The following is a 25,183-nucleotide window of genomic DNA, read 5'->3' on the forward strand; positions in this document are numbered from 1 at the left end:
AAGAGGCCAGAACCGTCAGCTCATCAACACGCCCTGGGCAGATCCGCCAGCACCGCCTCGATCTCCCCCAGCACCGCAGGGTCATCCAGGGTCGAGGGCGGCACATACTCCTGCCCATCGGCAATCTTGCGCAGCACCGCCCGCAAGATCTTCCCCGAACGCGTTTTAGGCAAACGCTTCACCCGCCGAACCCGGTTGAAACAGGCCAGCGGGCCGATTGCCTCGCGCACGCTGCCCACCAGGTCCACCAGCAACTGCGCCTCGCTGATGCCCTCGCCGTCCTTGAGCACAACGAGCGCCAGCGGCACCTGCCCCTTGATCTCGTCGTGCACGCCAATCACCGCGCACTCGGCCACCGCCGGGTGACAGGCCACCAGGTCCTCCATTTCGCCGGTGGAAAGCCGGTGCCCGGACACGTTGATCACGTCATCCGTGCGCCCCATGATGTAGACAAAGCCATCATCGTCCAGGTAGCCGCCATCGCCTGTGTGGTAGTAACCCGGATAGGTGCGCAGGTAGGCCTGCAAGTAACGCTCGTGGTCGCCCCATAGCGTCTGGCTGCACCCGGGCGGCAACGGCAGCGCAATGACAATCGAGCCTTGCTGATCAGGCCCCAGCAAGTGGCCTTCGTCATCCACGACACGCACATGGTAGCCCGGTACCGCCCGGTTGCTTGAGCCCGGCCTGGCCGCGCTGCCTTCCAGCCCGACGCAGGGCGCAGTGACCGGCCAGCCGGTTTCGGTCTGCCACCAATGGTCGTGCACCGGCTTGCCACTGACCCGCTCCAGCCATTCATGGGTGCTTGAGTCGAGCTTCTCACCCGCCAGGAACAGCTGGCGCAGCGAGCTGAGGTCGTGCTTGCGGATCAGCTCGCCCTCCGGGTCTTCCTTGCGGATGGCACGCATGGCGGTGGGCGCACAGAACAGCGCATTGACGTTGTATTGCTCCACCACCCGCCAGTAGGCCGAGGCGTCCGGGGTGCGAATTGGCTTACCTTCGTAGAACACCGTGGTGCAGCCGCTCATCAGCGGCCCGTAAACGATCAGCGAATGGCCGACCACCCAGCCCACGTCGGAAATGCCCCACCACACATCGCCGGCCTGCATGCCATAGATATGGCGCATGGCATAGCACAGCGCCACAGCATTACCGCCGTTTTCCCGGACGATACCCTTGGGTTTGCCGGTGGTACCCGAGGTGTACATGATGTAAAGCGGGTCACCGGCATCCAGTTCGACCGGGGCGACCGGCGTGGCGCCGGCCAGTGCCGCCTGCCAGTCCAGGTCGCGGCCTGGCTGCAGTTCAGCTTGCGCCTGCGGCCGTTGCAGCACCAGCACATTGCGCGGCTGGTGCCGGGCCAGTTGCAGGGCACGGTCGACCAGCGGCTTGTAAGCAATCACCCGGTCGAACTCCAGCCCGCAGGATGCCGTGAGCAACAGCGTCGGCCGGGCGTCATCGATGCGCAGGGCCAGCTCGTTGGCGGCAAAGCCACCGAACACCACCGAGTGCACCGCACCAATGCGCGCGCAGGCCAGCATGGCCATGGCCGCCTGCGGCACCATGGGCATGTAGATGATCACACCATCGCCCTTGTTGACCCCCAACTGGCGCAGCAAGCCGGCCAGGCGCGCCACTTCGTCGCGCAACTGGTTGTAGGTGTAAGCCTGCTGCACGCCCGTCACCGGCGAGTCGTAAATCAGTGCCAGCTGCTCGCCACGACCCTGCTCGATCTGGTGATCGAGGGCCAGGTAGCAGCTGTTCAGGCGGCCATCGGCGAACCAGCGGTGGGTACCGTCGGCGTTGTCTTGCAGGGTAAGGGCAGGCTTGCGGTGCCAGGCCAGGTGCGCGGCCTGTTCCGCCCAAAATGCGGCAGGGTCGGAAATGGAATGGGCGTAGCTGTGCTGATAGCTCATAGCGAAAGGAACCCGGTACTTGTTGTTATTGAAGGGCGAACCTTGAGTATGGACCGCTACAACAGCGCCGCCATGGGACTAAAGTCACAACCGACCTGCAAATTTGCAGACAACGCAAAAGCGCCCCTAACGGTGCAAAGCCTCTAGAATAGGCCACCCCTCAGCCACCGAGCAGCCCATGGATATCGAACAGGCCCGAACCTTTCTGGAAATCGTGCGTTGCGGCAGCCTGGTCGCCGCTGCCGAGCGCCTGTTCGTGTCACAGACGGCCATTACCGCCCGGGTGCAGCGCCTGGAGCAGCAATTGGGCTGCCAGCTGTTCGTGCGCAGCCGCAACGGTGCCAGCCTGACCAGCGACGGCGAGGCCTTTGTCAGTTATGCCAACCAGCTGGTGCAAACCTGGGAAGCAGCGCGGCGCGACCTGCCGCTGCCTGAAGGCTGCCAGCAGGTGCTGCATGTGGGGGCAGAAGTCAGCCTGGGTAACCCGATGTTGCTTGACTGGGTCACTGCCCTGCACCGTGAACTGCCCAGCCACGCCATACGCAGCGAAGTGAGCGACGGCGAGTCGCTGCTGCGCAAGGTCGAGATGGGCCTGCTGGACGCTGCACTGGTGTACCAGCCGACCTACGGGCCGGGTTTGCAGGTGGAACAGTTGATGGAAGAAAAACTGATCCGCGTGCGCCGCGTCGACCAACCCGAGCCGTACATCTACATCGACTGGGGCGAGGCCTTCCGCCGCCGGCACGATGCCGCCCTGCCCGATTGCGCGCGCCCGGCGTTAAGCTTCAACCTCGGCCCGTTGGCTTTGCAGTTCATTCTCGACCAAGGTGGCAGCGGTTACTTTCGCACGCGTGTGGTGCAGGCATACCTGGACAGCGGTGTGTTCGAGCGGGTACCACAGGCGCCAGAGTTCACTTACCCAACCTTCCTGGTGTATCCACGCGAACACGACAGCGAAGCCCTTCAACAGGCCTTCGCTATCTTGCGCCGACTTGTAGCTGCAGGCGCCAGCGACTGGTCACAGCGCTGGGACCCGGTTATCTGACGCCTCGGCTTTGCTGAGCAAATGGCGCTTGAGGCCGGCAATCAGGTCAGTCTGGGTAATCACCCCCACCAGCTGGTCGGCGTCGAGCACCGGCAGGCAGTGCAAGCCCTGTTCGCACAACAGTGGCAGCAGGTGCTCCAACGGGTGCTGACTGCTGACACTCACCACCCGCCGGCTCATCACCTGCTCCATGCGCACCGCCTTGCGGCCAAACAGCCCGCGCCAGCTGAAACGGCCGCGCTGCATCGCCGGGCCAACCAGGTCGCTGAGGCTGACGATGCCCACCAGTTTGCCGTGCTGTAACACCGGCAGGGTTTTCAGGTGGTAGCTGGCGAGCATTTTCCAGGCCTGTTCAAGGGTGGTGTCGGGCGTGGCGAACTGCACGTCGCGGGACATCACCGAGGCCGCCGTAATACCGCCGAGACTGCGCTGCAGGGCGTGTTGCTCGGTGGCGAGGATGATGCGCTCCAGCTCGTCACGGGTGACGTCGACGAACTCGCCCAGCTGTTCCAGGGCCTGGTCCAGGTCTTCACTGCGGATGCCCACCCGCTCGCCGGGCAGCGGGTCATGGGTGTGGTGCAGGTCTTTGCGCGGCACCGCGCCTTTCGGGTAGCGCACGCCCGTCAAGCGGTTGTAGACAATCGCCACCGCCACCAGGATCAACGCATTGAGCAGCACCGGCTCCAGCAGGTGGTCGCCCATGGCGTTCAGCCCTGAGTCAGCCAGCACGGCGCTCACCGCCACCCCGCCACCCGGTGGGTGCAGGCAGCGCAGCAGGCACATCACCAGCAGCGAGATGCCCAGGGCGGCAGCGGCCACCCACAGCTCGGGGCCGAAGCCTTCACGCATGGCCAGGCCGACCGCGCCCGCCAGGGCATAGCTGCCCAGCACCGGCCAGGGTTGGGCCAGTGGGCCGGAATGCACGGCGAACACCAGCACAGCCGAGGCGGCCAGCGGGCCAAGCAGGTGCAGGGCGATACCGGGGCCATAGGCGATGCTGGTCAGCCAGCCGGCGAGGAACAGGCCGAGCAACGCACCGATAGCGGCACGCAGCCATTCTTTTGGGGGAATATTCAGGGGCGCCGGCAACAGCCGCTGCAGACGACTTTCGGAACGCGAGGCAGGCATTTGAGTAGTCGGAATCTTTGGTTTTTCTGATTAAAAAGAAAGCCCAGCCGAGGTGGCCTGGGCCTCGTATTGCGCGTGCAATACCACAAGGGGCTCCGTCCGTGGAGAGATGGAAAGCGCAGGGTTTCGTGAACGGGATTTTGCCGGGAGGGGGGAGATTGGGCTAATTCAAAAAAATGCGGCTGTACTGCAATTTTTTTGCAGTACTGATCATCCTCAAGCCCGCTCCCACAGGGGATCTCGGCCCCGGCATTATCGGGCCTTGCGCGGCAGGTCGATATTGACGCGAAGCCCACCCAGCGGGCTCTCCAGCAAGGCCAGCCGCCCACCCCAGGCCTCGACGATATCGCGCACGATGCCCAGCCCCAGGCCGTGCCCGTCCACCTGCTCGTCCAGCCGCGAACCGCGCTCCAGCACCTGCTGCCGCTGGCCCTCGGGAATCCCCGGGCCGTCATCATCGACCCATACCTGATAGCCCTCGGCGTTCGGCTCAATGCCAAGGCGCACTTCGCTGTCGGCCCACTTGCAGGCGTTGTCCAGCAGGTTGCCCAGCAACTCCAGGAAGTCCTCACGGTCCCATGGCAACAGCAACCCGGGGGGCACATCGCTGGCCAGCAGCAGCCCTTCCCCATGGATCATGCCCAACGTGCTCAGCAACCCCGGCAGTTCGGCATCGCAATCGAATTGCGCACCGGGCAAGGCATCACCCGCCAACCGCGCGCGATTCAGTTCGCGCGCCAACCGCTGCTGAATCTGCTCCAGCTGCTCACGCATCTGCGCCCGCACCTCGGGCAAGTCCTTCAGGCGCTCGCTGGACGCCAGGCTCAGCAGCACCGCCAACGGCGTCTTCAGTGCATGCCCCAGGTTACCCAAAGCATTGCGCGAACGGCGCAGGCTGTCTTCGGTATGGCTGAGCAAGTGGTTGATCTGCCCCACCAACGGGGCCAGCTCGCTGGGCACCTCGGCATCCAGTTGTGACCGCTGGCCTTGCTGCAGTTGGGCGATCTGCTGGCGCGCCCGTTCCAACGGCCGCAGCGAACGCGTTACGGTCATGCGCTGCAGCACCAACACCAGAATCAGTGCCACCAGGCCCATGCCAAGGCCGATCTGCTGCATGCGCCGAAAGCCCTCACGCACCGGCGAGTAATCCTGCGCGACGCTGATGGAGATGTCTTGGCCCAGGCGCCGGTAGTCAGCGCGCAGGGCTAGCAGTTGCTGCCCTTCCGGGCCGAGTTCATGGCTGTCGGAAAGGCCTGGCGCAGCTGGCTTGGGCATGTCCAGGTCCCACAGCGAGCGTGAGCGCCAGGTGCCTTTGTCGAAATCGATACGGAAGTAATAACCGGAAAAAGGCCGCTGATACGCCGCCGAGATGCGGCGCTCATCCAGCTGCAGGCCGGATGGCCCGCGCACCAGCGCCACCAGCAGGTTCTCGCTTTCCTTGCGCAGGCCGTTTTCCAGGTAACGCTGCAGGCCGGCTTCGAACAACCACAAGGTCAGTTGCGCCAGGACCACGCCGATGACCACCAGCACCGCGACCAGGCCAAGGCTCAAACGCGCCTGGATCGACTTCACCCGGTGCTCCCCGCGTAGATATAGCCTTGCCCGCGCCGGGTCTCGATCACGCTGCGGCCCAGCTTGCGGCGCAAGTGGTTGACGTGTACTTCCAGCACGTTCGAATCCCGCTCGGTTTCACCGTCGTAGAGGTGCTCGGCCAGGTGGCTCTTGGACAGGATCTGCTGCGGGTGCAGCATGAAGTAGCGCAGCAGGCGGAACTCGGCGGCGGTCAGCTGCACATCCACGCCATCACGGCTCACGCACTGGCGGCTTTCATCCAGGTGCAGGCCGGCAGCTTCCAGTGTTGGCTGATTGGCCAGACCACGCGCACGGCGCAGCAGCGACTGGATGCGCAGTTGCAACTCCTCCGGGTGGAACGGTTTGCTCAGGTAGTCATCAGCCCCGGCTTTCAGCCCTTCGATACGCTCGGCCCACGAGCCACGGGCGGTAAGGATCAGCACCGGCGTGGCCAGGCCGGCGGCACGCCACTGGGCCAGCACGTCCAGGCCCGGCAAGCCCGGCAGGCCAAGGTCGAGGATGATCAGGTCGTAGGGCTCGCTCTGGCCCTGGTACACCGCATCGCGGCCGTCAGCCAGCCAGTCCACGGCATAACCCTGGCGCTGCAGGCCGGTGGTCAGCTCGTCGGCCAGCGGTACATTGTCCTCGACAAGCAACAGGCGCATTCAGTCGTCTTCCTCGTCTTTGAGCAAGGCGCCGGTGCTGGCATCGAGCTTGATCTCGCGCACCACACCGTCCGCCGTCAGCAGTTCGACTTCATATTCGTAGCGATCGTCGTCCTCTTCCAACTCGGCCTCCAGCAAACGCGCCCCGGGGTAACGCCCCAGGGCGGTTTCCAGCAACTGTTCGAGCGGCAGGATGACGCCCTTCTGGCGCAGCTTCAGGGCTTCGTCCTGGTCAAGGTCGCGGGCGGCGGCCAGCGAACACACGGCCAGCAGCGCCAGCGCGAGGTAGCGCGCTGGCCGCGGTAAGTGAATCATCAGTTGTCCCGCTCGTCCTTCAGCACTTCACCGGTCTTGGCGTCCAGCGCCACGTCCCATTCTACGTTCTGCGTGTCACGCAATTCGACCTTGTAGATGTAGCGGCCGTACTCGTCTTCCAGCTCCGAATCGGTGACAGTGGCGCCCGGGTGCTTGGCCACGGCGGTGGCTTTCAGCTCGTCGAGCGACTTAATGGTCTTGGCGTTGACCAGTTTGACCACTTCGTCAGGCTGTACGTCCTTGGCGAAGGCGGCATTGGCGCCCAGGGCAAGGGCGGCGGCGGTGAACAGGGCAGTCAAGGTTTTCATCGTTCTTCTCTCCTGAGAACTGTGCAAGTTGTCTACGGGGTTAAGATTAACCACCGGTCCTTAATTCAACCTGAAAACAGCTGGCGCCATGATAGCTCAGGTCAAGACCACACCACCGGGCGGTTGCATGAACACCTGCAAGCCTTGTAGCGGGCATGCTGGTAGACTGCGAGCATTATTGATTCGCACAGAGTTATGACAGCGTGGAAATCTTCAAGGAATTTACATTCGAATCGGCTCACCGCCTGCCCCACGTCCCTGAAGGGCACAAATGCGGCCGCCTGCATGGCCATTCGTTCAAGGTCGGCCTGCACCTGACCGGCCCGCTGGACCCGCACACCGGCTGGATTCGCGACTTCGCCGAGGTCAAGGCGATCTTCAAGCCAATCTATGACAAGCTGGACCACAACTACCTGAACGACATCCCGGGCCTGGAAAACCCCACCAGTGAAGTGATCGCCAAGTGGATCTGGGAGCAGGTCAAACCGCTGATGCCAGAGCTGTCGAAGGTGCGCATCCACGAAACCTGCACCAGCGGGTGTGAATACACCGGCGACTGATTCGGTCGCTTCACTGGCCTCTTCGCGGGCAAGCCCGCTCCCACAGGTACATCACGCCATCAAGAGCAGTGGTAATGCTGTCGGAGCGGGCTTGCCCGCGAAGAGACCAGCAGCTTTATCAAATAGTTTCAGCCATGCCCCGACTGCAAGGCATCACGCAGGAAACTTGGCGCGATGTAGCGCTGGTAATGCGCTTCTGAAAGCAGGAAGAATTCGCGGTCGATGGCATCGCGCAATTGCGGCAGTTCCCAGTCACGGAACTCTGGCAGCAAGACCATGCCATAGGCCTCAAGGTCCCGGATCATCCGCGCCCCACGGGCAATCAACTGGTACGCCCAGCAATACGCCGACTGCTGCTCGACAAAGCGGATGGAGCGCTGTTCCAGCTGCTGGCGCAGCAAGCCTTTGTCGAACACCTCCAGCTTGGCCATCATCACCTGCACCAGCAACTGCTCAAGGCGCAGCCATACCGCGCGCTTCTGCGCGTCGTCGTAGCCGTTCCAGTTGATCACTTCGTGGTGGAAGCGCTTGCAGCCACGGCACACCGTGTCTCCGTACACCGTGGAGCACAGGCCGACGCAAGGGGTCTTGATGGACTTGTTGGACATGAAAAACAACAGCTTGGCGGTGGAACACGGCCCCATGTTAGCCCTTTGTCTAACCAGGGTCACTCGTTAAAGTCATCTTCTGCGCCTTACCTTCAGGCTTTTTTTGCCGTAGAATCATCCCGCCTTTTCAAAGGCAACAATGTCCGTTGGAAGCTGTTTTCAAAGCGTCACGAGCACAGTTAATCCGGTAGAACGGCGTTGGCCCGGGCCATGCACCCCTCGCATGCCCGCGCCAGCCCTCATCAGCTCCCCGTTCTGCAGGCGTAAAACTTTGAAAGCAGCTTCTGTAAGGATTCTTTGCGACCCTGGCTGGGCGGCCCACAAAGCCGTAGCAGCGCATGGGTGCATGGAATGCTGGATGAGCGTCCCGGACCCCCTTTAGGGACCACTGATGAGGGAAATAACTGTGCTTGAAGCCTACCGCAAACACATCGAAGAGCGTGCCGCCCTGGGTATCGTGCCCCAGCCGCTGAACGCCGAACAAACTGCAGGCCTGGTCGAGCTGCTGAAAAACCCGCCGGCCGGCGAAGAAGCCTTCCTCGTAGACCTGATCACCAACCGCGTACCGCCAGGGGTCGACGAAGCTGCCTACGTCAAGGCTGCTTTCCTCTCCGCCGTCGCCAAGGGCGAAGCCAAGTCGCCACTGATCGACCGCAAGCACGCCACCGAACTGCTGGGCACCATGCAGGGCGGCTACAACATCGAAACGCTGGTCGCACTGCTGGATGACGCCGAACTGGGCGCCGTCGCGGCCGAACAGCTCAAGCACACCCTGCTGATGTTCGATGCCTTCCACGACGTGGCCGAAAAAGCCAAGGCGGGCAACGTCCACGCCAAGGCCGTCCTGGAGTCCTGGGCTGCCGGCGAGTGGTTCACCTCGCGCCCGGCCATCGCCGACAAGTACACCCTGACCGTGTTCAAGGTGCCTGGCGAGACCAACACCGACGACCTGTCCCCTGCCCCGGACGCCTGGTCGCGCCCTGACATCCCGCTGCACGCCCTGGCCATGCTGAAAATGGCCCGTGACGGCATCGAGCCGTCGCAGCCAGGTTCGGTCGGCCCGCTGGCCCAGATCGAAGCCGTCAAGGCCAAAGGCTTCCCGGTTGCCTACGTCGGTGACGTGGTCGGTACCGGTTCGTCGCGTAAATCCGCCACCAACTCGGTGCTGTGGTTCTTCGGTGACGACATCCCGTACGTGCCGAACAAGCGCGCCGGCGGCTTCTGCTTCGGCACCAAGATCGCCCCGATCTTCTACAACACCATGGAAGACGCCGGCGCCCTGCCGATCGAATTCGACTGCACCAACCTGGCCATGGGCGACGTCATCGACGTGTACCCGTTCAAAGGTGAAGTGCGCCGCCACGGCAGCGACGAGCTGGTTACCGAGTTCGCGCTGAAAACCGAAGTATTGCTGGATGAAGTCCGCGCTGGCGGCCGCATCCCGCTGATCGTCGGCCGTGGCCTGACCGAAAAAGCACGCGCCGAGCTGGGCCAGGGCCCATCGGACCTGTTCAAGAAGCCAGAGCAGCCTGCCGACACCGGCAAGGGCTTCACCCTGGCGCAGAAGATGGTCGGCCGTGCCTGTGGCCTGCCAGAAGGCCAGGGCGTGCGCCCGGGTGCCTACTGCGAGCCTAAGATGACCACCGTCGGCTCCCAGGACACCACTGGCCCGATGACCCGTGACGAGCTGAAAGACCTGGCTTGCCTGGGCTTCTCCGCTGACCTGGTCATGCAGTCGTTCTGCCACACCGCGGCCTATCCGAAGCCGATCGACGTCACCACCCACCACACCCTGCCAGACTTCATCCGCACCCGTGGCGGCGTGTCGCTGCGCCCGGGCGACGGCATCATCCACAGCTGGCTGAACCGCATGCTGATGCCTGACACCGTGGGTACCGGTGGCGACTCGCACACCCGCTTCCCGATCGGCATCTCGTTCCCGGCCGGTTCCGGCCTGGTAGCCTTCGCCGCTGCCACCGGCGTCATGCCGCTGGACATGCCAGAGTCGATCCTGGTGCGCTTCAAGGGCAAACTGCAACCTGGCATCACCCTGCGTGACCTGGTGCATGCGATCCCTTACTACGCCATCCAGCAAGGCCTGCTGACCGTCGAGAAGAAAGGCAAGAAAAACGCCTTCTCCGGCCGCATCCTGGAAATCGAAGGCCTGGACGAACTGACCGTCGAGCAAGCCTTCGAGCTGTCCGACGCCTCGGCTGAGCGTTCTGCTGCCGGTTGCACCATCAAACTGCCAGAGAAGGCCATCGCCGAGTACCTGCAGTCCAACATCACCCTGCTGCGCTGGATGATCGGCGAAGGCTACGGCGATGCCCGCACCCTGGAGCGCCGCGCCCAGGCCATGGAAGCCTGGCTGGCCAAGCCTGAGCTGCTGTCGGCCGACGCCGATGCCGAATACGCCGAAATCATCGAAATCGACCTGGCCGACGTCAAAGAGCCTGTGCTCTGCGCGCCGAACGACCCGGACGATGCCCGCCTGCTGTCTTCGGTACAGGGCGAGAAGATCGACGAAGTGTTCATCGGCTCGTGCATGACCAACATCGGTCACTTCCGCGCTGCCGGCAAGCTGCTGGAAAAGGTCAAGGGCGGTATTCCGACCCGTCTGTGGCTGGCCCCGCCAACCAAGATGGACGCCCACCAGCTGACCGAAGAAGGCTACTACGGCATCTACGGCAAGGCCGGTGCGCGCATGGAAATGCCAGGCTGCTCGCTGTGCATGGGTAACCAGGCACGTGTTCAGACCGGTTCGACCGTGGTCTCCACCTCGACCCGTAACTTCCCGAACCGTCTGGGCGACGCCACCAACGTGTACCTGGCATCGGCCGAGCTGGCTGCTGTCGCTTCGATCATCGGCAAGCTGCCGACCGTCGAAGAGTACATGCAGTACGCGAAAGACATCGACAGCATGGCTGCCGACGTTTACCGCTACCTGAGCTTCGACCAGATCGCCGAGTTCCGCGAAGCGGCAGCCAACGCCAAGATCCCGGTGGTTCAGGCGTAAGCTGAGTTACACGCTGTAAAAGAAAGCCCCGGCAGCGATGCCGGGGCTTTTTCATTTGCCTGCTCACACCCGCTCAGATCACGAACAAATCCACAAAGCGGTGCACCGCCATCGCTTCCAGCATTTGCTGGTCCTTGCACACTTCCAGCACCTCCCCACACCGCTGCCGCGCAAACCGCGTTGCCAGGTTGGCCCTGAACTTGGCCTCCAGCAGGGGTATGCCCTCCCCTCGCCGCCGCCGGTGCCCGATCGGGTATTCCACCACCACCTGCTCGGTACTGCTGCCATCCTTGAAGAACACCTGCAGCGCATTGGCGATCGAGCGCTTGTCCGGCTCGAGGTACTCGCGGCTGAAGCGCGGGTCTTCCACCACTTCCATCTTCTCGCGCAGGCGGTCGATGCTGGGGTGGTTGGCATGGAAGGTGTCTTCATAGTGCTCCGCCACCAGATGCCCGAAGATCAACGGCACTGCCACCATGTACTGCAAACAGTGGTCACGGTCAGCGGCATTGGCCAGCGGGCCGCTCTTGGAAATGATGCGGATTGCCGACTCCTGGGTGGTGATGACGATGCGGTCGATTTCATGCAGGCGGTTACGCACCCGTGGGTGCAGGGTGACCGCCGCTTCGCAGGCAGTCTGGGCGTGAAATTCGGCGGGGAAGCTGACCTTGAACAGCACATTTTCCATCACGTAGCTGCCCAGGGCCTGAGGCAGACGCAGTTCGTACTGCCCGGCGGGCTTGAGCGCCAGGTCCTTGTTGGTATGGCTGAACGATACGTCGTAGAAGCCCCACTGTGGGGCCGTGAGCACACCCGGTACGCCCATCTCACCGCGCAGGGCGATATCGGCCAGGCGCACGCCACGGCTGGACGCATCACCCGCCGCCCAGGACTTGCGTGAGCCGGCATTGGGCGCATGCCGATAGGTGCGCAGGGCCTGGCCATCGACGAAGGCATGGGACAACGCCGAGAGCATCTGCTCGCGGTTGGCGCCCATCAACCTGGCGCACACGGCAGTCGAGGCCACTTTCACCAAAATGACATGATCGAGACCGACACGGTTGAACGCGTTTTCCAGTGCCAGCACACCCTGGATCTCATGGGCCATGACCATGGCTTCGAGCACATCACGCATCAGCAGCGGTTTTTCACCAGCGGCCACACGCTTCTGCGACAGGTGATCGGCAACGGCCAGGATACCGCCCAGGTTGTCCGAGGGGTGAGCCCATTCGGCTGCCAGCCAGGTGTCGTTGTAATCCAGCCAGCGCACGGTGCAGCCAATGTCCCAGGCCGCCTTGACCGGGTCGAGCCGGTAGGCGGTACCGGGGACGCGGGCACCATTGGGCACCAACGTGCCTTCAACCTGAGGACCGAGCAGCTTGGTACATTCGGGAAAGCGCAGGGCCAGCAGGCCGCAGCCCAAGGTGTCCATCAGGCAGTTGCGTGCGGTGTCGAGGGCTTCGGCGGAATCGACCCGGTAGCCGAGGGCGTAGTCGGCCAGGGTTTGCAGCACTCGGTCGTAGTCCGGGCGGTCGTTCAGGTCAACGTTGGCGCTCATATGCAGCTCCTGTGAAAGGGGGCTGCTGTGCAGCCCCTCTTGAAGCCGAGCGCCATTGGTGCGTTAGAAGCTATCGCCAGGCACGCGAACCCAGCCCTCCATCAGCACGCGAGCACTGCGGCTCATGATTGCCTTGGTCACTGTCCACTCACCATTCACCTGACGCGCCTCGGCCCCGACCCGCAAGGTGCCCGAGGGGTGGCCGAAACGCACGGCGCTACGCTCCCCCCCGCCAGCCGCGAGGTTGACCAGCGTGCCCGGAATGGCCGCCGCAGTGCCAATCGCCACCGCAGCCGTCCCCATCATCGCATGGTGCAGCTTACCCATGGACAAGGCGCGCACCAGCAGGTCGATATCACCCGCTTGCACCGCCTTGCCACTGGACGCAGTGTAGGTGCTCGGCGGCGCAACGAACGCCACTTTTGGTGTGTGCTGACGTCCGGCTGCCTGGTCGACGTTTTCAATAAGGCCCATGCGCACGGCACCGTAAGCGCGAATGGTCTCGAAGCGCAGCAGCGCCTGAGGGTCCCCGTTGATGGCATCCTGCAGTTCAGCACCGGTGTAACCGATATCGGCCGCATTGACAAAGATGGTAGGAATGCCGGCGTTGATCAGGGTGGCCTTGAACGTGCCTACGCCCGGCACCTCCAGCTCATCGACCAGGTTACCGGTCGGGAACATCGAACCGCCGTCACCGTCTTCGTCGGCTGCCGGGTCGAGAAACTCCAGCTGCACCTCGGCCGCCGGGAAGGTCACCCCGTCCAGCTCGAAATCGCCGGTTTCCTGCACTTCACCTTCGGTGATCGGCACATGGGCGATGATGGTCTTGCCGATGTTGGCCTGCCAGATGCGCACCGTGGCGATACCGTTGCGTGGAATGCGCGCCGCGCTCACCAGGCCACTGCTGATGGCGAACGAACCGACCGCCGCAGACAGGTTGCCGCAGTTGCCGCTCCAGTCGACAAACGCCTTGTCGATACTGACCTGGCCGAACAGGTAGTCCACATCATGCCCGGGCTTGATGCTTCGCGACAGGATCACGGTCTTGCTGGTGCTGGAGGTGGCACCGCCCATGCCGTCGATCTGCTTGCCGTAAGGGTCGGGGCTACCGATTACCCGCAACAGCAGCGCATCGCGGGCCGGCCCCGGGATTTGCGCCTGCTCGGGCAGGTCTTGCAGGCGGAAGAACACACCCTTGCTGGTGCCGCCACGGATGTAGGTGGCGGGGATTTTTACTTGCGGTACATGTGCCATGTTCAAGTCCTGTTCAAGCGGTTGCTTCGAGGAAGTCCTGGGCAAAACGCTGCAGCACGCCACCCGCCTCGTAGATCGACACTTCCTCGGCGGTATCCAGGCGGCAGGTCACCGGCACTTCCAGGCGCTCACCATTGCTGCGGGTAACCATCAGGGTCAGAGTCGCCCGCGGCGTACGCGCGCCCAGCACGTCATACGTCTCGCTACCGTCCAGGCCCAGGGTCTTGCGGTCGGTGCCCGGCTTGAACTCCAGCGGCAGCACGCCCATGCCCACCAGGTTGGTACGGTGAATGCGCTCGAAGCCTTCGGCCACGATCGCCTCGACACCCGCCAACCGCACGCCCTTGGCCGCCCAGTCACGGGACGAACCCTGGCCGTAATCGGCGCCGGCCACGATGATCAGCGGCTGCTTGCGCTGCATGTAGGTTTCGATGGCTTCCCACATGCGGGTGACCTTGCCTTCCGGCTCGATACGCGCCAGCGAACCCTGCCTTACGCTGCCGTCTTCCTTGCGCACCATTTCGTTGAACAGCTTGGGGTTGGCGAAGGTGGCACGCTGGGCGGTCAGGTGGTCGCCACGGTGGGTGGCGTAGGAGTTGAAGTCTTCTTCCGGCAAGCCCATTTTCGCCAGGTACTCGCCAGCGGCACTGTCGAGCATGATGGCGTTGGACGGCGACAGGTGGTCGGTGGTGATGTTGTCCGGCAACACCGCCAGCGGGCGCATGCCGCGCAGGGTGCGCTCACCGGCCAGGGCACCTTCCCAATAGGGCGGGCGGCGGATGTAGGTGCTCATCGGGCGCCAGTCGTACAGCGGCGCCACCTTCGGTCCACGGTCTTCCTCGATGGCGAACATCGGGATGTACACCTTGCGGAACTGCTCTGGCTTGACCGCAGCACGCACCACGGCGTCGATCTCTTCATCGCTCGGCCAGATATCCTTGAGGCGGATTTCCTTGCCATCGACCACACCCAGCACATCCTTCTCGATATCGAAGCGGATGGTGCCGGCAATGGCATAGGCCACCACCAGTGGCGGGGACGCCAGGAAGGCCTGCTTGGCATACGGGTGGATACGCCCGTCGAAGTTACGGTTACCCGACAGCACGGCGGTGGCGTACAGGTCGCGGTCGATGATTTCTTGCTGGATTAGCGGGTCCAGGGCGCCGGACATGCCGTTGCAGGTGGTGCAGGCAAAGGCGACGATACCAAAGCCCAGTTGCTCCAGCTCCTTCTCCAGCCCCGCCTCTTCCAGGTACAGCTGCACGGCCTTGGAGCCCGGTGCCAGCGACGACTTGACCCAGGGTTTGCGGGCCAGGCCCAGCTTGTTGGCATTGCGCGCCAGCAGGCCTGCGGCAATCACGTTGCGCGGGTTGCTGGTGTTGGTGCAGCTGGTGATGGCGGCGATGATCACCGCGCCGTCAGGCATTTGCCCCGGTACTTCTTCCCAACTGCCGGCGATGCCTTTGGCCGCCAGGTCGCTGGTGGCCACGCGTGCGTGTGGGTTGGACGGCCCGGCCATGTTGCGCACCACGCTCGACAGGTCGAAGCTCAGGGTGCGCTCGTAGACGGCGGCGCCCAGGCTGTCGGCCCACAGGCCGGCGGCCTTGGCGTAGGTCTCGACCAGCTTGACCTGCTGCTCTTCGCGACCGGTCAGGCGCAGGTAATCGATGGTCTGCTGGTCAATGGCGAACATGGCTGCAGTGGCGCCGTATTCCGGGGCCATGTTGGAGATGGTGGCGCGGTCGCCCAAGGTCAGGGCACGGGCACCCTCGCCATGGAACTCCAGGTACGCGCCAACGACTTTCTGCTTGCGCAGGAACTCGGTCAGGGCCAGCACCAGGTCGGTGGCGGTGATGTTCGGTGCCAGCTTGCCGGTCAGTTCGACGCCGACAATTTCCGGCAGGCGCATCCACGAGGCACGGCCCAGCATCACGTTCTCGGCTTCCAGCCCGCCGACGCCTATGGCGATTACGCCCAGGGCGTCGACATGGGGCGTGTGGCTGTCGGTGCCGACGCAGGTGTCCGGGTAGGCCACGCCACGGTCGTTGTGGATGACTGGCGACATCTTCTCCAGGTTGATCTGGTGCATGATGCCGTTGCCCGGCTGGATCACGTCGACGTTCTTGAACGCTTTCTTGGTCCAGTTGATGAAGTGGAAGCGGTCTTCGTTGCGGCGGTCTTCGATGGCGCGGTTCTTTTCGAACGCCTGCGGGTCGAAGCCACCGCACTCGACGGCCAGCGAGTGGTCGACGATCAGCTGCACCGGCACCACCGGGTTGACCGCGGCCGGGTCACCGCCTTTGTCGGCAATGGCATCACGCAGGCCGGCGAGGTCGACTAGCGCGGTCTGGCCGAGGATGTCGTGGCACACCACGCGGGCCGGGAACCAAGGGAAGTCGAGGTCGCGCTTGCGCTCGATCAGTTGGCTCAGCGAGGCATCGAGGGTGGCCGGATCGCAGCGGCGCACCAGGTTTTCGGCGAGCACGCGGGAGGTGTATGGCAGGCCGTCGTAGGCGCCGGGCTTGATCGCCTCGACCGCCGCACGGGCATCGAAGTAGTCCAGGTCGGTGCCTGGCAGGTTTTTGCGGTATGCAGTATTCATTGTTCAGGCTCGGTCAAGGATTCGGAAAGCTCCGCCGCACCCTTGTAGGAGCGGGCTTGCCCGCGCATGCGTCAGCAGGTGCTCCGCTGTTGCCCGGTCGGGCGCATTCGCGGGCAAGCCCGCTCCCACAGGGGAAACGGGTTGCCTCTCTATTTCTGTTCAGCGCTGTTCGATCGGCACGAACTGGCGCTGCTCGACGCCGACATATTCGGCACTCGGGCGGATGATGCGGTTGTTGGCGCGCTGCTCGAAGACATGCGCCGCCCAGCCGGTCAGACGCGAGCAGACGAAGATCGGGGTGAACAGCTTGGTCGGAATGCCCATGAAGTGGTACGCCGAAGCATGGTAGAAATCGGCATTGGGGAACAGGCGTTTCTGCTCCCACATGGTCTTGTCGATGGCTTCGGAAACCGGGTACAGCACCTTGTCACCCACTTCGTCGGCCAACTGCTTCGACCAGCCCTTGATCACCTCGTTGCGCGGGTCGGACTCTTTGTAGATCGCGTGGCCAAAGCCCATGATCTTGTCCTTGCGCTCCAGCATGCGCAGCAGCTCGGCGGTGGCGTCCTGCGGGCTCTGGAAACGCTCGATCAGCTCCATGGCCGCCTCATTGGCACCGCCGTGCAGCGGGCCGCGCAGCGAGCCGATGGCAGCGGTGACGCAGGAGTACAGGTCGGACAGGGTCGAGGCACAGACGCGGGCAGTGAAGGTCGAGGCGTTGAACTCGTGCTCGGCGTAGAGGATCAGCGACACGTTCATCACCTTGACGTGCAGCGCGCTCGGCTTCTTGCCATGCAGCAGGTGCAGGAAGTGGCCACCGAGGGTGTCTTCGTCGCTGGTGCAATCGATGCGCACACCCTCATGGGTGAAGCGGTACCAGTAGCACATCACGGCCGGGAACAGTGCCAGCAAGCGGTCAGTCTTGTCGCGCTGGGCCTCGAAGGTGAGCTCGGGCTCCAGGGTGCCCAGCACGGAGCAACCCGTGCGCATCACGTCCATCGGGTGAGCGTCACGCGGGATGCGCTCCAGCACTTCCTTCAGTGCTTGCGGCAGGTCACGCAGGCCCTTGAGCTTGCGCTTGTAATCCGCCAGCTCGGCCTGGGTTGGCAGCTCGCCGTACAGCAGCAGGTAGGCGACTTCTTCGAATTCGGCACCGGCCGCCAGGTCACGCACGTCATAACCACGGTAGGTCAGCCCGGCACCGGCCTGGCCCACGGTCGACAGTGCGGTCTGGCCAGCCACTTGGCCGCGCAGGCCTGCACCACTGAGTACTTTTGCTTCGGCCACGGTGATTCTCCTTTCTTGAATTTGTTATGGATGCTTTCTGGCTAATTCGGGGTGTTGCTCAGCCCTTCTTCTGGGCAAACAGCGCATCGAGGCTCTGCTCGAAGGCGTGGTAACCAATGGCATCGTAGAGCTCCATGCGGGTCTGCATGGTGTCGATCACGTTTTTCTGCGTGCCGTCGCGGCGCAGCGCGGTGTACACATTCTCGGCTGCCTTGTTCATGGCACGGAACGCCGACAGCGGGTACAGCACCAGCGACACGTCAACCGAGGCCAGCTCTTCGGTGGTGTACAGCGGCGTGGCGCCGAACTCGGTGATGTTGGCCAGGATCGGTGCCTTCACCCGGTCAGCGAACGTCTTGTACATCTGCAGTTCGGTGATGGCTTCCGGGAAGATCATGTCGGCGCCCGCTTCGATACAGGCCTCGGCACGGTCCAGGGCCGCGTTCAGGCCTTCGACGGCCAGGGCATCGGTACGCGCCATGATCACGAAGCTGTCATCAGTGCGGGCATCGACGGCGGCCTTGATGCGGTCGACCATTTCCTGCTGGCTGACGATTTCCTTGTTCGGGCGGTGACCACAGCGCTTGGCGCCCACCTGGTCCTCGATATGGATGGCGGCAGCACCGAACTTGCTCATCGAACGCACGGTGCGGGCAACGTTGAAGGCCGAGGCACCGAAGCCGGTGTCGACATCCACCAGCAACGGCAGGTCGCACACGTCGGTGATACGGCGCACGTCAGTGAGCACGTCGTCCAGGCCACTGATGCCCAGGTCCGGCAGGCCCAGGGAGCCGGCGGCCACGCCGCCACCGGACAGGTAGATGGCCTTGAAGCCGGCGCGCTTGGCCAGCAGGGCATGGTTGGCGTTGATGGTGCCAACCACCTGCAGCGGGTGCTCAGCGGCAACGGCATCGCGGAAACGCTGACCGGGGGTGCTCTTCACAGTCATTTCTCACCTCGTGGGCTGTTGTTGTGGGCGTCCAGGTAGTGACGCTCGATATTGCGCTTGGACGCGCCGATGTGGCGGCGCATCAGGAGTTCGGCCAGTTCGCCGTCACGGTCGGCGATGGCATCGAGAATGCGGTGGTGCTCGGAAAACGCCTGGCGTGGGCGGTTGGGCGTGGCCGAGAACTGGATGCGGTACATGCGCACCAGCTGGTACAGCTCGCCACACAGCATCTTGACCAGGGTCTGGTTGCCGCTGCCCTGGATAATCCGGTAATGGAAGTCGTAGTCGCCTTCCTGCTGGTAATAACCCAGGCCGGCCTGGAACGCGGCATCGCGCTCGTGGGTGTCGAGCACCCGGCGCAGCTCGTCGATGTCTGCCTGGCTCATGCGCTCGGCGGCCAGCCGGCAGGCCATGCCTTCGAGCGATTCACGGATTTCATACAGCTCGATCAGCTCGGCGTGGTTGAGTGACACAACCCGCGCCCCCACATGCGGCACGCGCACCAGCAGGCGCTGGCCTTCAAGGCGGTGAATGGCCTCGCGCAGCGGCCCGCGGCTGATGCCATAGGTGCGCGCCAGCTCCGGCTCGGAGATCTTGCTGCCAGGGGCGATTTCACCTTTGACGATGGCCGCCTGGATGCGCCGGAAGACGTTTTCGGAAAGGGTTTCCGTTTCGTCTGCCTGCACCGGGCTGGGGGTGGAAAGGTCCTGCATATTGTCGACACCTTGAAAAACTCTTCGCCAGAAATTAACGAACAGAGCCCTCCAAGTCAAAGACAAAATGAATATTGTCGACAATCGTCTAAGAACGAACTATCACCCTCTCGATGCTGTCAGATCGCGCACCGCTGGCGTCAAGACGTCGGCGTGATAGAATGCCGCGCCTCCGATGGGGTATGGATAGCCTGTCTGTCATCCATTCATGCTTGTTGACAGATAAACGAGGAAGCTTGCGCAGTCGTTGCCAGTCGCCTTGCCCTTAACATAGCCCGAACCTTGCACCGCACCGCGCCAGGATTATGAGACTTACACCCGTTTTATTGCTGCTATGCCTCACCCTGCTACCGGCCCTTGGCCAGGCGGCGGGCAAGACCGTGTATGGTCTCAACGAATACGCCCGCCTGGGCGACCTGGACCTGGAAGTGGCCGCCAAGCTCGACACCGGTGCCAAGACCGCATCGCTCAGCGCCCGCGACATCAAGCGTTTCAAGCGCAACGGCGAAAGCTGGGTGCGCTTCTACCTGGCCATCGATGCGGCGCACTCGCACCCGATCGAGCGCCCACTGGCACGCGTGAGCAAGATCAAGCGCCGGGCCGGCGACTATGATGCCGAATCGGGCAAGGCCTATACCGCCCGCCCGGTCATCGAACTCGAAATCTGCCTGGGCCAGGCCATGCGCACCATCGAAGTCAACCTCACCGACCGCAGCGCGTTCCAGTTCCCGCTGCTGATCGGCTCCGAGGCGCTCAAGCACTTCGACGCGCTGGTCGACCCAAGCCTTAAATATGCGGCCGGCAAACCTGCCTGTGCCACCGACGCTCCCAAAGCAGAGTAATCCCGATGCGCTCTCTTACCCTCCATCTGAAAGTCCTGATCACCGTCCTGGTGCTACTGGGCGTGGCGGTCACGGCTTATCAGATCTTCTTCCTCGGCATCCCGGTGACCGAGGATGAAACCGACGACCTGTGGAACATCGACGCCAAGGTCGAGTTCGTGGCCAGCACCAAGGACCCGGTCAAGGTGCAGATGTTCGTGCCACCGCTGAACCGCGACTACGTCAGCCTTAACGAGAGCTTCATCTCCAACAACTACGGGGTCAGCGTCAACCGCGCCGACGGCAACCGCAAGGTTACCTGGTCGGCCCGCCGCGCCAGCGGCAACCAGACCCTGTACTACCGCCTGGTGCTGACCAAGCGCTACAGCAACGAGAAGACCACCGTCAAAGGCCCGACCTTCCGTGACAGCCTGGCGATCGAAGGCCCCGAGAAGATTGCCGCCGAAGCCCTGATGGCGCCGATTCGCCAGCACTCCGCCGACGTCGAGACCTTCGTCAGCGAGACCATCAAGCGGGTCAACAACCTCAACGACGACAACGTCAAGCTGCTGCTGGCCGGCGACACCTCGCCAATGAAAAAGGCCCAGATCATCGACCTGCTGCTGTCGATCGCCCATGTGCCGATGGAGAAGGTGCACACCATCCGCCTGGTGGCCGATACCCCGCAAACCCCTGAGCTGTGGCTGCGCAGCTTCAACGGTAACGACTGGCTGTACTTCAACCCGGACACCGGCGAGCAGGGCCTGCCCAGCGACCGCCTGCTGTGGTGGACCGGTGACGACAACCTGATTACCGTCGATGGCGGCAAGAAGGCCAACGTCACCTTCAGCATGAACAACAGCGAGATGAACGCCATCCGCCTGGCCAAGCTGACCGACGAGAACACCGACGCCGACTTCCTCGAATACTCGCTGTACGGCTTGCCGCTGCAAACCCAGCAAACCTTCATGATCATGGTGATGATCCCGATCGGCGTGCTGGTGATCCTGGTATTGCGCAACCTGATCGGCCTGCAGACCCTGGGCACCTTCACCCCGGTGCTGATCGCCCTGGCCTTCCGCGAGACCCAGCTGGGCTTCGGCATCGTGCTGTTCACGGTCATCACGGCCTTGGGCCTGTCACTGCGCTCGTACCTGGAACACCTCAAGCTGCAGATGCTGCCGCGCCTGTCGGTGGTACTCACCTTTGTCGTGGTGCTGATCGCCGCCATCAGCCTGTTCAGCCACAAGCTGGGCCTGGAGCGCGGGCTGTCGGTGGCATTGTTCCCGATGGTGATCCTGACCATGACCATCGAACGCCTGTCCATTACCTGGGAAGAACGTGGCGGTGGCCATGCCATGAAAGTGGCCATCGGCACCCTGTTCGCCGCATCGCTTGCGCACCTGCTGATGATGGTGCCGGAACTGGTGTACTTCGTGTTCACCTTCCCTGCCGTGTTGTTGATCCTGGTGGGCTTCATGCTGGCGATGGGCCGCTACCGCGGCTACCGCCTCACCGAGCTCGTGCGCTTCAAGGCATTCCTGAAGAAGGCTGACGCCTGATGTTTGGCCTGATCAAGACGTGGAAAGCCCTGGAGGCCCGGGGCATCATGGGTATCAACCGGCGCAACGCGGACTACGTGTTGAAGTACAACAAGCGCCACCTGTACCCGATCGTCGACGACAAGATCATCACCAAGGAGCGTGCCCTGGCGGCCGGCATCCATGTGCCGGAAATGTACGGCATCATCGAGACCGAAAAAGAGATTGAAAAGCTCGACCAGATCATTGGCGGGCGCAGCGACTTCGTCATCAAGCCGGCGCAGGGTGCCGGCGGTGATGGCATCCTGGTCATCGCTGACCGCTTCGAGGACCGCTACCGCACCGTGTCGGGGAGGATCATCAGCCATGAGGAAATCGAGCACCAGATTTCGAGCATCCTCACCGGCCTGTACTCGCTGGGCGGCCACCGCGACCGCGCACTGATCGAATACCGGGTCACCCCCGACCAGATCTTCAAGAGCATCAGCTACGAAGGCGTGCCGGACATCCGCATCATCGTGCTGATGGGCTACCCGGTCATGGCCATGCTGCGCCTGCCGACCCGCCAGTCCGGCGGCAAGGCCAACCTGCACCAGGGCGCCATCGGCGTGGGTGTCGACCTAGCCACCGGCGTGACCCTGCGCGGTACCTGGCTGAACAACATCATCAGCAAGCACCCGGACACCACCAATGCGGTGGACGGCGTGCAACTGCCGAACTGGGACGGCTTCATGAAGCTGGCGGCCGGCTGCTATGAGCTGTGCGGCCTGGGCTACATTGGCGTGGACATGGTGCTGGACCAGGACAAAGGCCCGCTGATTCTGGAACTTAACGCCCGCCCGGGCCTGAACATCCAGATTGCCAACGACTGCGGCCTGACCCAGCGCACCCATGCCATCGAAGCGCACATCGAAGCACTGGCGAAGGACGGCATTACCGAAGATGCCGAACAGCGCGTTCGTGTAGCGCAGGGGTTGTTCGGGCACGTGCCTAACCGCTGAAATATTGGGACCGCTGTGCGGTCCCTGCATAAAACACAATGTTGAATGTCGCGCCCAGTGCTAGGCGCTTTTCCTACACAGGTCTACAATCGCCCTCCTCGCTTTTACATCGCCGTCCACACTGATGCCGACCTGTACGCTGCACCCCCTGCCCTACCAGCCCGACCCTGCTGCCTATTTCGCCCGCCTGCGCCTGGCCCCCGGCGCGATCCTGCTCGACAGCGCCCGCCCCAGCGCCGAACGCGGTCGCTTCGACCTGCTCAGCGCCTGGCCGCTGCAACAGTTGCAAGCACAGTTCGATGAAGACGGCCGCGCATTCCTTCAGCGTCTGCGTGCCGGCCTGGCGCAACTGGGCCACGCCAGCTTGCCCAAGGGCGTTGAGCTGCCCTTTGCCGGTGGCCTGATCGGCTACCTGAGCTACGACTTCGGCCGCCGACTGGAACACCTGCCAAGCCTGGCTGTGGACGACCTCGGCCTACCTGACGCGCAACTGGGCCTCTACGCTTGGGCACTGGTCAGCGACCACCTGCACGGCACCAGCCAGCTGGTGTTCCACCCGAGCCTGGCAAGCGACGAGCGAGAACGCCTGATCAGCCTGTTCGAAGGCAGTAGCTGCACCGAAACCGGTGATTTCCAGTTGCTCGCCCCAATGGCGGGTGACCTGCAGCCGGAACAGTACAAAGCCGCTTTCGACCAGGTACAGCGCTACATCCAGGCCGGTGACTGCTACCAGATCAACCTGACTCAACGCTTCCGCGCCCCCTGCCAGGGCGACCCCTGGCGAGCCTACCAGGCCCTGCGCAAGGCATGCCCCACGCCGTTTTCCGGCTACCAGCAATTGGCTGACGGCAGCGCCTTGCTGAGCTTCTCGCCCGAGCGCTTCATCCGTGTCAGCCAGGGCCAGGTGGAAACCCGGCCAATCAAAGGCACCCGTCCGCGCGCCAGCGACCCAGGTGAAGACGCACGCAATGCCGAGGAGCTGCTGCGCAGCCCCAAGGACCGCTCGGAAAACCTGATGATCGTCGACCTGCTGCGCAACGACCTGGGGCGCACCTGCGAAATCGGCTCGGTGAAAGTACCGGAGCTGTTCAGCCTGGAGAGCTACCCCAACGTCCATCACCTGGTCAGCAGTGTCACTGGCCAGCTTGCCAACGACAAGGATGCCCTGGACCTGATCGGCGACAGCTTCCCCGGCGGCTCGATCACCGGCGCGCCGAAAATTCGCGCCATGCAGATCATCGACGAGCTGGAACCCGCGCGCCGGGCGCTGTACTGCGGCTCGCTGCTGTATGTGGATGTGCGCGGCGAGATGGACAGCTCGATTGCCATTCGCAGCCTGCTGGTCAAAGACGGCCAGGTCAGCTGCTGGGGTGGCGGCGCGGTCGTGGCCGACTCCGAATGGCAAGCCGAATATGAAGAGTCGATCGCCAAAGTGCGGGTGTTGATGCAGACCTTGCAGGGCTTGTGAGTCCGTCTAGCCCGCGTTTTTTTGTTACCATCACCTTACTACGAGCGCACAGCGCCACAGCCAAGATGGAAACCGCCTGATGAGCCAACCCTTCGACGTCGCCGCCCTGGCCGCGACCTATGCCAACAAGTCCCCGCAGGACATCCTCAAGCTTGCCTTCGAGCACTTTGGCGATGACCTGTGGATTTCTTTCAGCGGCGCCGAGGACGTGGTGCTGGTCGACATGGCCTGGAAGCTGAACAAGCAGGTCAAGGTGTTCAGCCTCGACACCGGCCGACTCCACCCGGAGACCTACCGGTTCATCGACCAGGTTCGCGAGCAGTACAACCTGCCAATCGAAATCCTCAGCCCGGACCGCGACAAGCTTGACCCGTTCGTGAAAGAAAAGGGCCTGTTCAGCTTCTACAAGGACGGCCACGGCGAGTGCTGCGGCATCCGCAAGATCGAACCGCTGCGCCGCAAGCTGGCTAGCGTGCGCGCCTGGGCCACCGGCCAGCGCCGCGACCAGAGCCCGGGCACCCGCAGCCAGGTCGCGGCACTGGAAATCGACAGCGCCTTCTCCACACCCGAGCGCACGCTGTACAAGTTCAACCCGCTGGCGCAGATGAGCAGCGAGGAAGTGTGGGGTTATATCCGCATGCTTGAGCTGCCGTACAACAGCCTGCATGAACGAGGCTTCATCAGCATTGGCTGCGAGCCTTGCACCCGGCCGGTACTGCCGAATCAGCATGAGCGCGAGGGGCGCTGGTGGTGGGAAGAGTCGACACAGAAGGAATGCGGGTTGCACGCGGGCAACCTGATCAGCAAGGCCTGATAAGGAGCTTTAAGTTACAAGCTGCAAGCCACAAGAAAAAAGCAG

Annotated in this window: 21 protein-coding genes; 8 read left to right on the top strand and 13 right to left on the bottom strand. The window is 63.3% G+C overall.

Going from position 1 to position 25,183, the window contains the following annotated elements:
* Positions 1-23: 23 nt before the first annotated feature.
* A complete protein-coding gene (locus tag ACF8R4_RS01025; RefSeq protein ID WP_104835159.1) occupies positions 24-1,913 on the bottom strand; it encodes a propionyl-CoA synthetase in 1,890 nt (629 codons plus the stop codon).
* 178 nt (positions 1,914-2,091) lie between these two features.
* Between ACF8R4_RS01025 and ACF8R4_RS01030 the strand changes: the two genes are divergently transcribed.
* A complete protein-coding gene (locus ACF8R4_RS01030) occupies positions 2,092-2,958 on the top strand; it encodes a LysR family transcriptional regulator (RefSeq protein WP_060498283.1) in 867 nt (288 codons plus the stop codon).
* On the opposite strand, the gene ACF8R4_RS01035 is transcribed toward ACF8R4_RS01030, so the two are convergent.
* From ACF8R4_RS01035 to ACF8R4_RS01055, 5 genes are all read right to left on the bottom strand, one after another.
* Complete coding sequence (locus tag ACF8R4_RS01035; RefSeq protein ID WP_060498284.1) at positions 2,932-4,086, bottom strand: HPP family protein; 1,155 nt, start codon at positions 4,084-4,086, stop codon at positions 2,932-2,934. The two genes, ACF8R4_RS01030 and ACF8R4_RS01035, sit on opposite strands and share 27 nt — an antisense overlap.
* A 252-nt stretch (positions 4,087-4,338) precedes the next feature.
* Positions 4,339-5,658 (bottom strand): sensor histidine kinase, encoded by a 1,320-nt coding sequence (locus ACF8R4_RS01040; RefSeq protein ID WP_164524367.1) that lies wholly within the window; start codon positions 5,656-5,658, stop codon positions 4,339-4,341.
* Entirely contained in the window at positions 5,655-6,323 is a 669-nt protein-coding gene (locus ACF8R4_RS01045; RefSeq protein ID WP_019097600.1) for a response regulator transcription factor, read from the bottom strand. Before ACF8R4_RS01045 ends, ACF8R4_RS01040 begins: the two co-directional genes overlap by 4 nt.
* Positions 6,324-6,638: a PepSY domain-containing protein gene (locus tag ACF8R4_RS01050; protein WP_019097599.1), complete on the bottom strand. Its 315-nt coding sequence runs from the start codon at positions 6,636-6,638 to the stop codon at positions 6,324-6,326.
* A complete protein-coding gene (locus tag ACF8R4_RS01055) occupies positions 6,638-6,946 on the bottom strand; it encodes a PepSY domain-containing protein (RefSeq protein ID WP_016714736.1) in 309 nt (102 codons plus the stop codon). Before ACF8R4_RS01055 ends, ACF8R4_RS01050 begins: the two co-directional genes overlap by 1 nt.
* Positions 6,947-7,149: 203 nt before the next feature.
* Between ACF8R4_RS01055 and queD the strand changes: the two genes are divergently transcribed.
* Positions 7,150-7,506, top strand: a complete 357-nt coding sequence (gene queD / locus ACF8R4_RS01060; protein ID WP_060498355.1) for a 6-carboxytetrahydropterin synthase QueD — start codon at positions 7,150-7,152, stop codon at positions 7,504-7,506.
* A gap of 128 nt (positions 7,507-7,634) precedes the next feature.
* Here the strand turns inward: queD and ACF8R4_RS01065 are convergent, their stop codons facing one another.
* Positions 7,635-8,114 carry a DUF1289 domain-containing protein gene (locus ACF8R4_RS01065; protein WP_392491507.1) on the bottom strand — a complete coding sequence of 160 codons (480 nt, stop codon included), beginning with the start codon at positions 8,112-8,114 and terminating at the stop codon, positions 7,635-7,637.
* Between the two features lie 406 nt (positions 8,115-8,520).
* Here ACF8R4_RS01065 and acnB point away from each other — a divergent pair, with 406 nt between their 5' ends.
* On the top strand, positions 8,521-11,130 hold the full coding sequence (acnB, locus tag ACF8R4_RS01070; RefSeq protein WP_060498357.1) for a bifunctional aconitate hydratase 2/2-methylisocitrate dehydratase: 2,610 nt from the start codon (positions 8,521-8,523) through the stop codon (positions 11,128-11,130).
* A 73-nt stretch (positions 11,131-11,203) separates the two neighbouring features.
* Here acnB and prpD read toward each other — a convergent pair whose 3' ends face one another.
* The 6 genes from prpD to ACF8R4_RS01100 form a co-directional block, all read right to left on the bottom strand.
* Positions 11,204-12,688 (bottom strand): 2-methylcitrate dehydratase, encoded by a 1,485-nt coding sequence (prpD, locus tag ACF8R4_RS01075; protein WP_104835164.1) that lies wholly within the window; start codon positions 12,686-12,688, stop codon positions 11,204-11,206.
* Between the two features lie 63 nt (positions 12,689-12,751).
* Positions 12,752-13,942: a 2-methylaconitate cis-trans isomerase PrpF gene (gene prpF / locus ACF8R4_RS01080; RefSeq protein WP_060498359.1), complete on the bottom strand. Its 1,191-nt coding sequence runs from the start codon at positions 13,940-13,942 to the stop codon at positions 12,752-12,754.
* A 13-nt stretch (positions 13,943-13,955) separates the two neighbouring features.
* Positions 13,956-16,544: a Fe/S-dependent 2-methylisocitrate dehydratase AcnD gene (gene acnD, locus ACF8R4_RS01085; RefSeq protein WP_392491510.1), complete on the bottom strand. Its 2,589-nt coding sequence runs from the start codon at positions 16,542-16,544 to the stop codon at positions 13,956-13,958.
* A gap of 159 nt (positions 16,545-16,703) precedes the next feature.
* A complete protein-coding gene (gene prpC, locus ACF8R4_RS01090; protein WP_060498361.1) occupies positions 16,704-17,831 on the bottom strand; it encodes a 2-methylcitrate synthase in 1,128 nt (375 codons plus the stop codon).
* A gap of 58 nt (positions 17,832-17,889) precedes the next feature.
* Positions 17,890-18,780, bottom strand: coding sequence for a methylisocitrate lyase (gene prpB, locus ACF8R4_RS01095; protein WP_016714743.1), 891 nt, complete (start codon positions 18,778-18,780; stop codon positions 17,890-17,892).
* Positions 18,777-19,493, bottom strand: a complete 717-nt coding sequence (locus ACF8R4_RS01100) for a GntR family transcriptional regulator (RefSeq protein WP_016714744.1) — start codon at positions 19,491-19,493, stop codon at positions 18,777-18,779. Before ACF8R4_RS01100 ends, prpB begins: the two co-directional genes overlap by 4 nt.
* A gap of 305 nt (positions 19,494-19,798) precedes the next feature.
* Between ACF8R4_RS01100 and ACF8R4_RS01105 the strand changes: the two genes are divergently transcribed.
* From ACF8R4_RS01105 to ACF8R4_RS01125, 5 genes are all read left to right on the top strand, one after another.
* Positions 19,799-20,335: an ATP-dependent zinc protease gene (locus ACF8R4_RS01105; protein WP_223624794.1), complete on the top strand. Its 537-nt coding sequence runs from the start codon at positions 19,799-19,801 to the stop codon at positions 20,333-20,335.
* Between the two features lie 5 nt (positions 20,336-20,340).
* Positions 20,341-21,876: an inactive transglutaminase family protein gene (locus ACF8R4_RS01110; RefSeq protein WP_016714745.1), complete on the top strand. Its 1,536-nt coding sequence runs from the start codon at positions 20,341-20,343 to the stop codon at positions 21,874-21,876.
* Positions 21,876-22,856 carry an alpha-L-glutamate ligase-like protein gene (locus tag ACF8R4_RS01115; RefSeq protein ID WP_060498363.1) on the top strand — a complete coding sequence of 327 codons (981 nt, stop codon included), beginning with the start codon at positions 21,876-21,878 and terminating at the stop codon, positions 22,854-22,856. Before ACF8R4_RS01110 ends, ACF8R4_RS01115 begins: the two co-directional genes overlap by 1 nt.
* A gap of 124 nt (positions 22,857-22,980) precedes the next feature.
* Positions 22,981-24,324: an aminodeoxychorismate synthase component I gene (gene pabB, locus ACF8R4_RS01120; protein WP_392491513.1), complete on the top strand. Its 1,344-nt coding sequence runs from the start codon at positions 22,981-22,983 to the stop codon at positions 24,322-24,324.
* Positions 24,325-24,403: 79 nt separating this feature from the next.
* Positions 24,404-25,138 carry a phosphoadenylyl-sulfate reductase gene (locus ACF8R4_RS01125; protein WP_060498365.1) on the top strand — a complete coding sequence of 245 codons (735 nt, stop codon included), beginning with the start codon at positions 24,404-24,406 and terminating at the stop codon, positions 25,136-25,138.
* Positions 25,139-25,183: the final 45 nt, after the last annotated feature.

It is taken from the genome of Pseudomonas sp. FYR_2, from assembly GCF_043106425.1.
Lineage (GTDB): Bacteria > Pseudomonadota > Gammaproteobacteria > Pseudomonadales > Pseudomonadaceae > Aquipseudomonas > Aquipseudomonas monteilii.

Bases quoted from the DNA above. Each gene is read 5' to 3' on its own strand.
- ACF8R4_RS01030 (WP_060498283.1), top strand. From the start codon at position 2,092: ATGGATATCGAACAGGCCCGAACCTTTCTGGAAATCGTGCGTTGCGGC.
- ACF8R4_RS01050 (WP_019097599.1), bottom strand. From the start codon at position 6,638: ATGATTCACTTACCGCGGCCAGCGCGCTACCTCGCGCTGGCGCTGCTG.
- ACF8R4_RS01110 (WP_016714745.1), top strand. From the start codon at position 20,341: ATGCGCTCTCTTACCCTCCATCTGAAAGTCCTGATCACCGTCCTGGTG.
- pabB (WP_392491513.1), top strand. From the start codon at position 22,981: ATGCCGACCTGTACGCTGCACCCCCTGCCCTACCAGCCCGACCCTGCT.
- ACF8R4_RS01100 (WP_016714744.1), bottom strand. From the start codon at position 19,493: ATGCAGGACCTTTCCACCCCCAGCCCGGTGCAGGCAGACGAAACGGAA.
- ACF8R4_RS01025 (WP_104835159.1), bottom strand. From the start codon at position 1,913: ATGAGCTATCAGCACAGCTACGCCCATTCCATTTCCGACCCTGCCGCA.
- ACF8R4_RS01115 (WP_060498363.1), top strand. From the start codon at position 21,876: ATGTTTGGCCTGATCAAGACGTGGAAAGCCCTGGAGGCCCGGGGCATC.
- ACF8R4_RS01065 (WP_392491507.1), bottom strand. From the start codon at position 8,114: ATGTCCAACAAGTCCATCAAGACCCCTTGCGTCGGCCTGTGCTCCACG.
- prpF (WP_060498359.1), bottom strand. From the start codon at position 13,942: ATGGCACATGTACCGCAAGTAAAAATCCCCGCCACCTACATCCGTGGC.
- prpD (WP_104835164.1), bottom strand. From the start codon at position 12,688: ATGAGCGCCAACGTTGACCTGAACGACCGCCCGGACTACGACCGAGTG.
- acnD (WP_392491510.1), bottom strand. From the start codon at position 16,544: ATGAATACTGCATACCGCAAAAACCTGCCAGGCACCGACCTGGACTAC.
- prpB (WP_016714743.1), bottom strand. From the start codon at position 18,780: ATGACTGTGAAGAGCACCCCCGGTCAGCGTTTCCGCGATGCCGTTGCC.
- ACF8R4_RS01125 (WP_060498365.1), top strand. From the start codon at position 24,404: ATGAGCCAACCCTTCGACGTCGCCGCCCTGGCCGCGACCTATGCCAAC.
- ACF8R4_RS01035 (WP_060498284.1), bottom strand. From the start codon at position 4,086: ATGCCTGCCTCGCGTTCCGAAAGTCGTCTGCAGCGGCTGTTGCCGGCG.
- ACF8R4_RS01105 (WP_223624794.1), top strand. From the start codon at position 19,799: ATGAGACTTACACCCGTTTTATTGCTGCTATGCCTCACCCTGCTACCG.
- ACF8R4_RS01055 (WP_016714736.1), bottom strand. From the start codon at position 6,946: ATGAAAACCTTGACTGCCCTGTTCACCGCCGCCGCCCTTGCCCTGGGC.
- ACF8R4_RS01045 (WP_019097600.1), bottom strand. From the start codon at position 6,323: ATGCGCCTGTTGCTTGTCGAGGACAATGTACCGCTGGCCGACGAGCTG.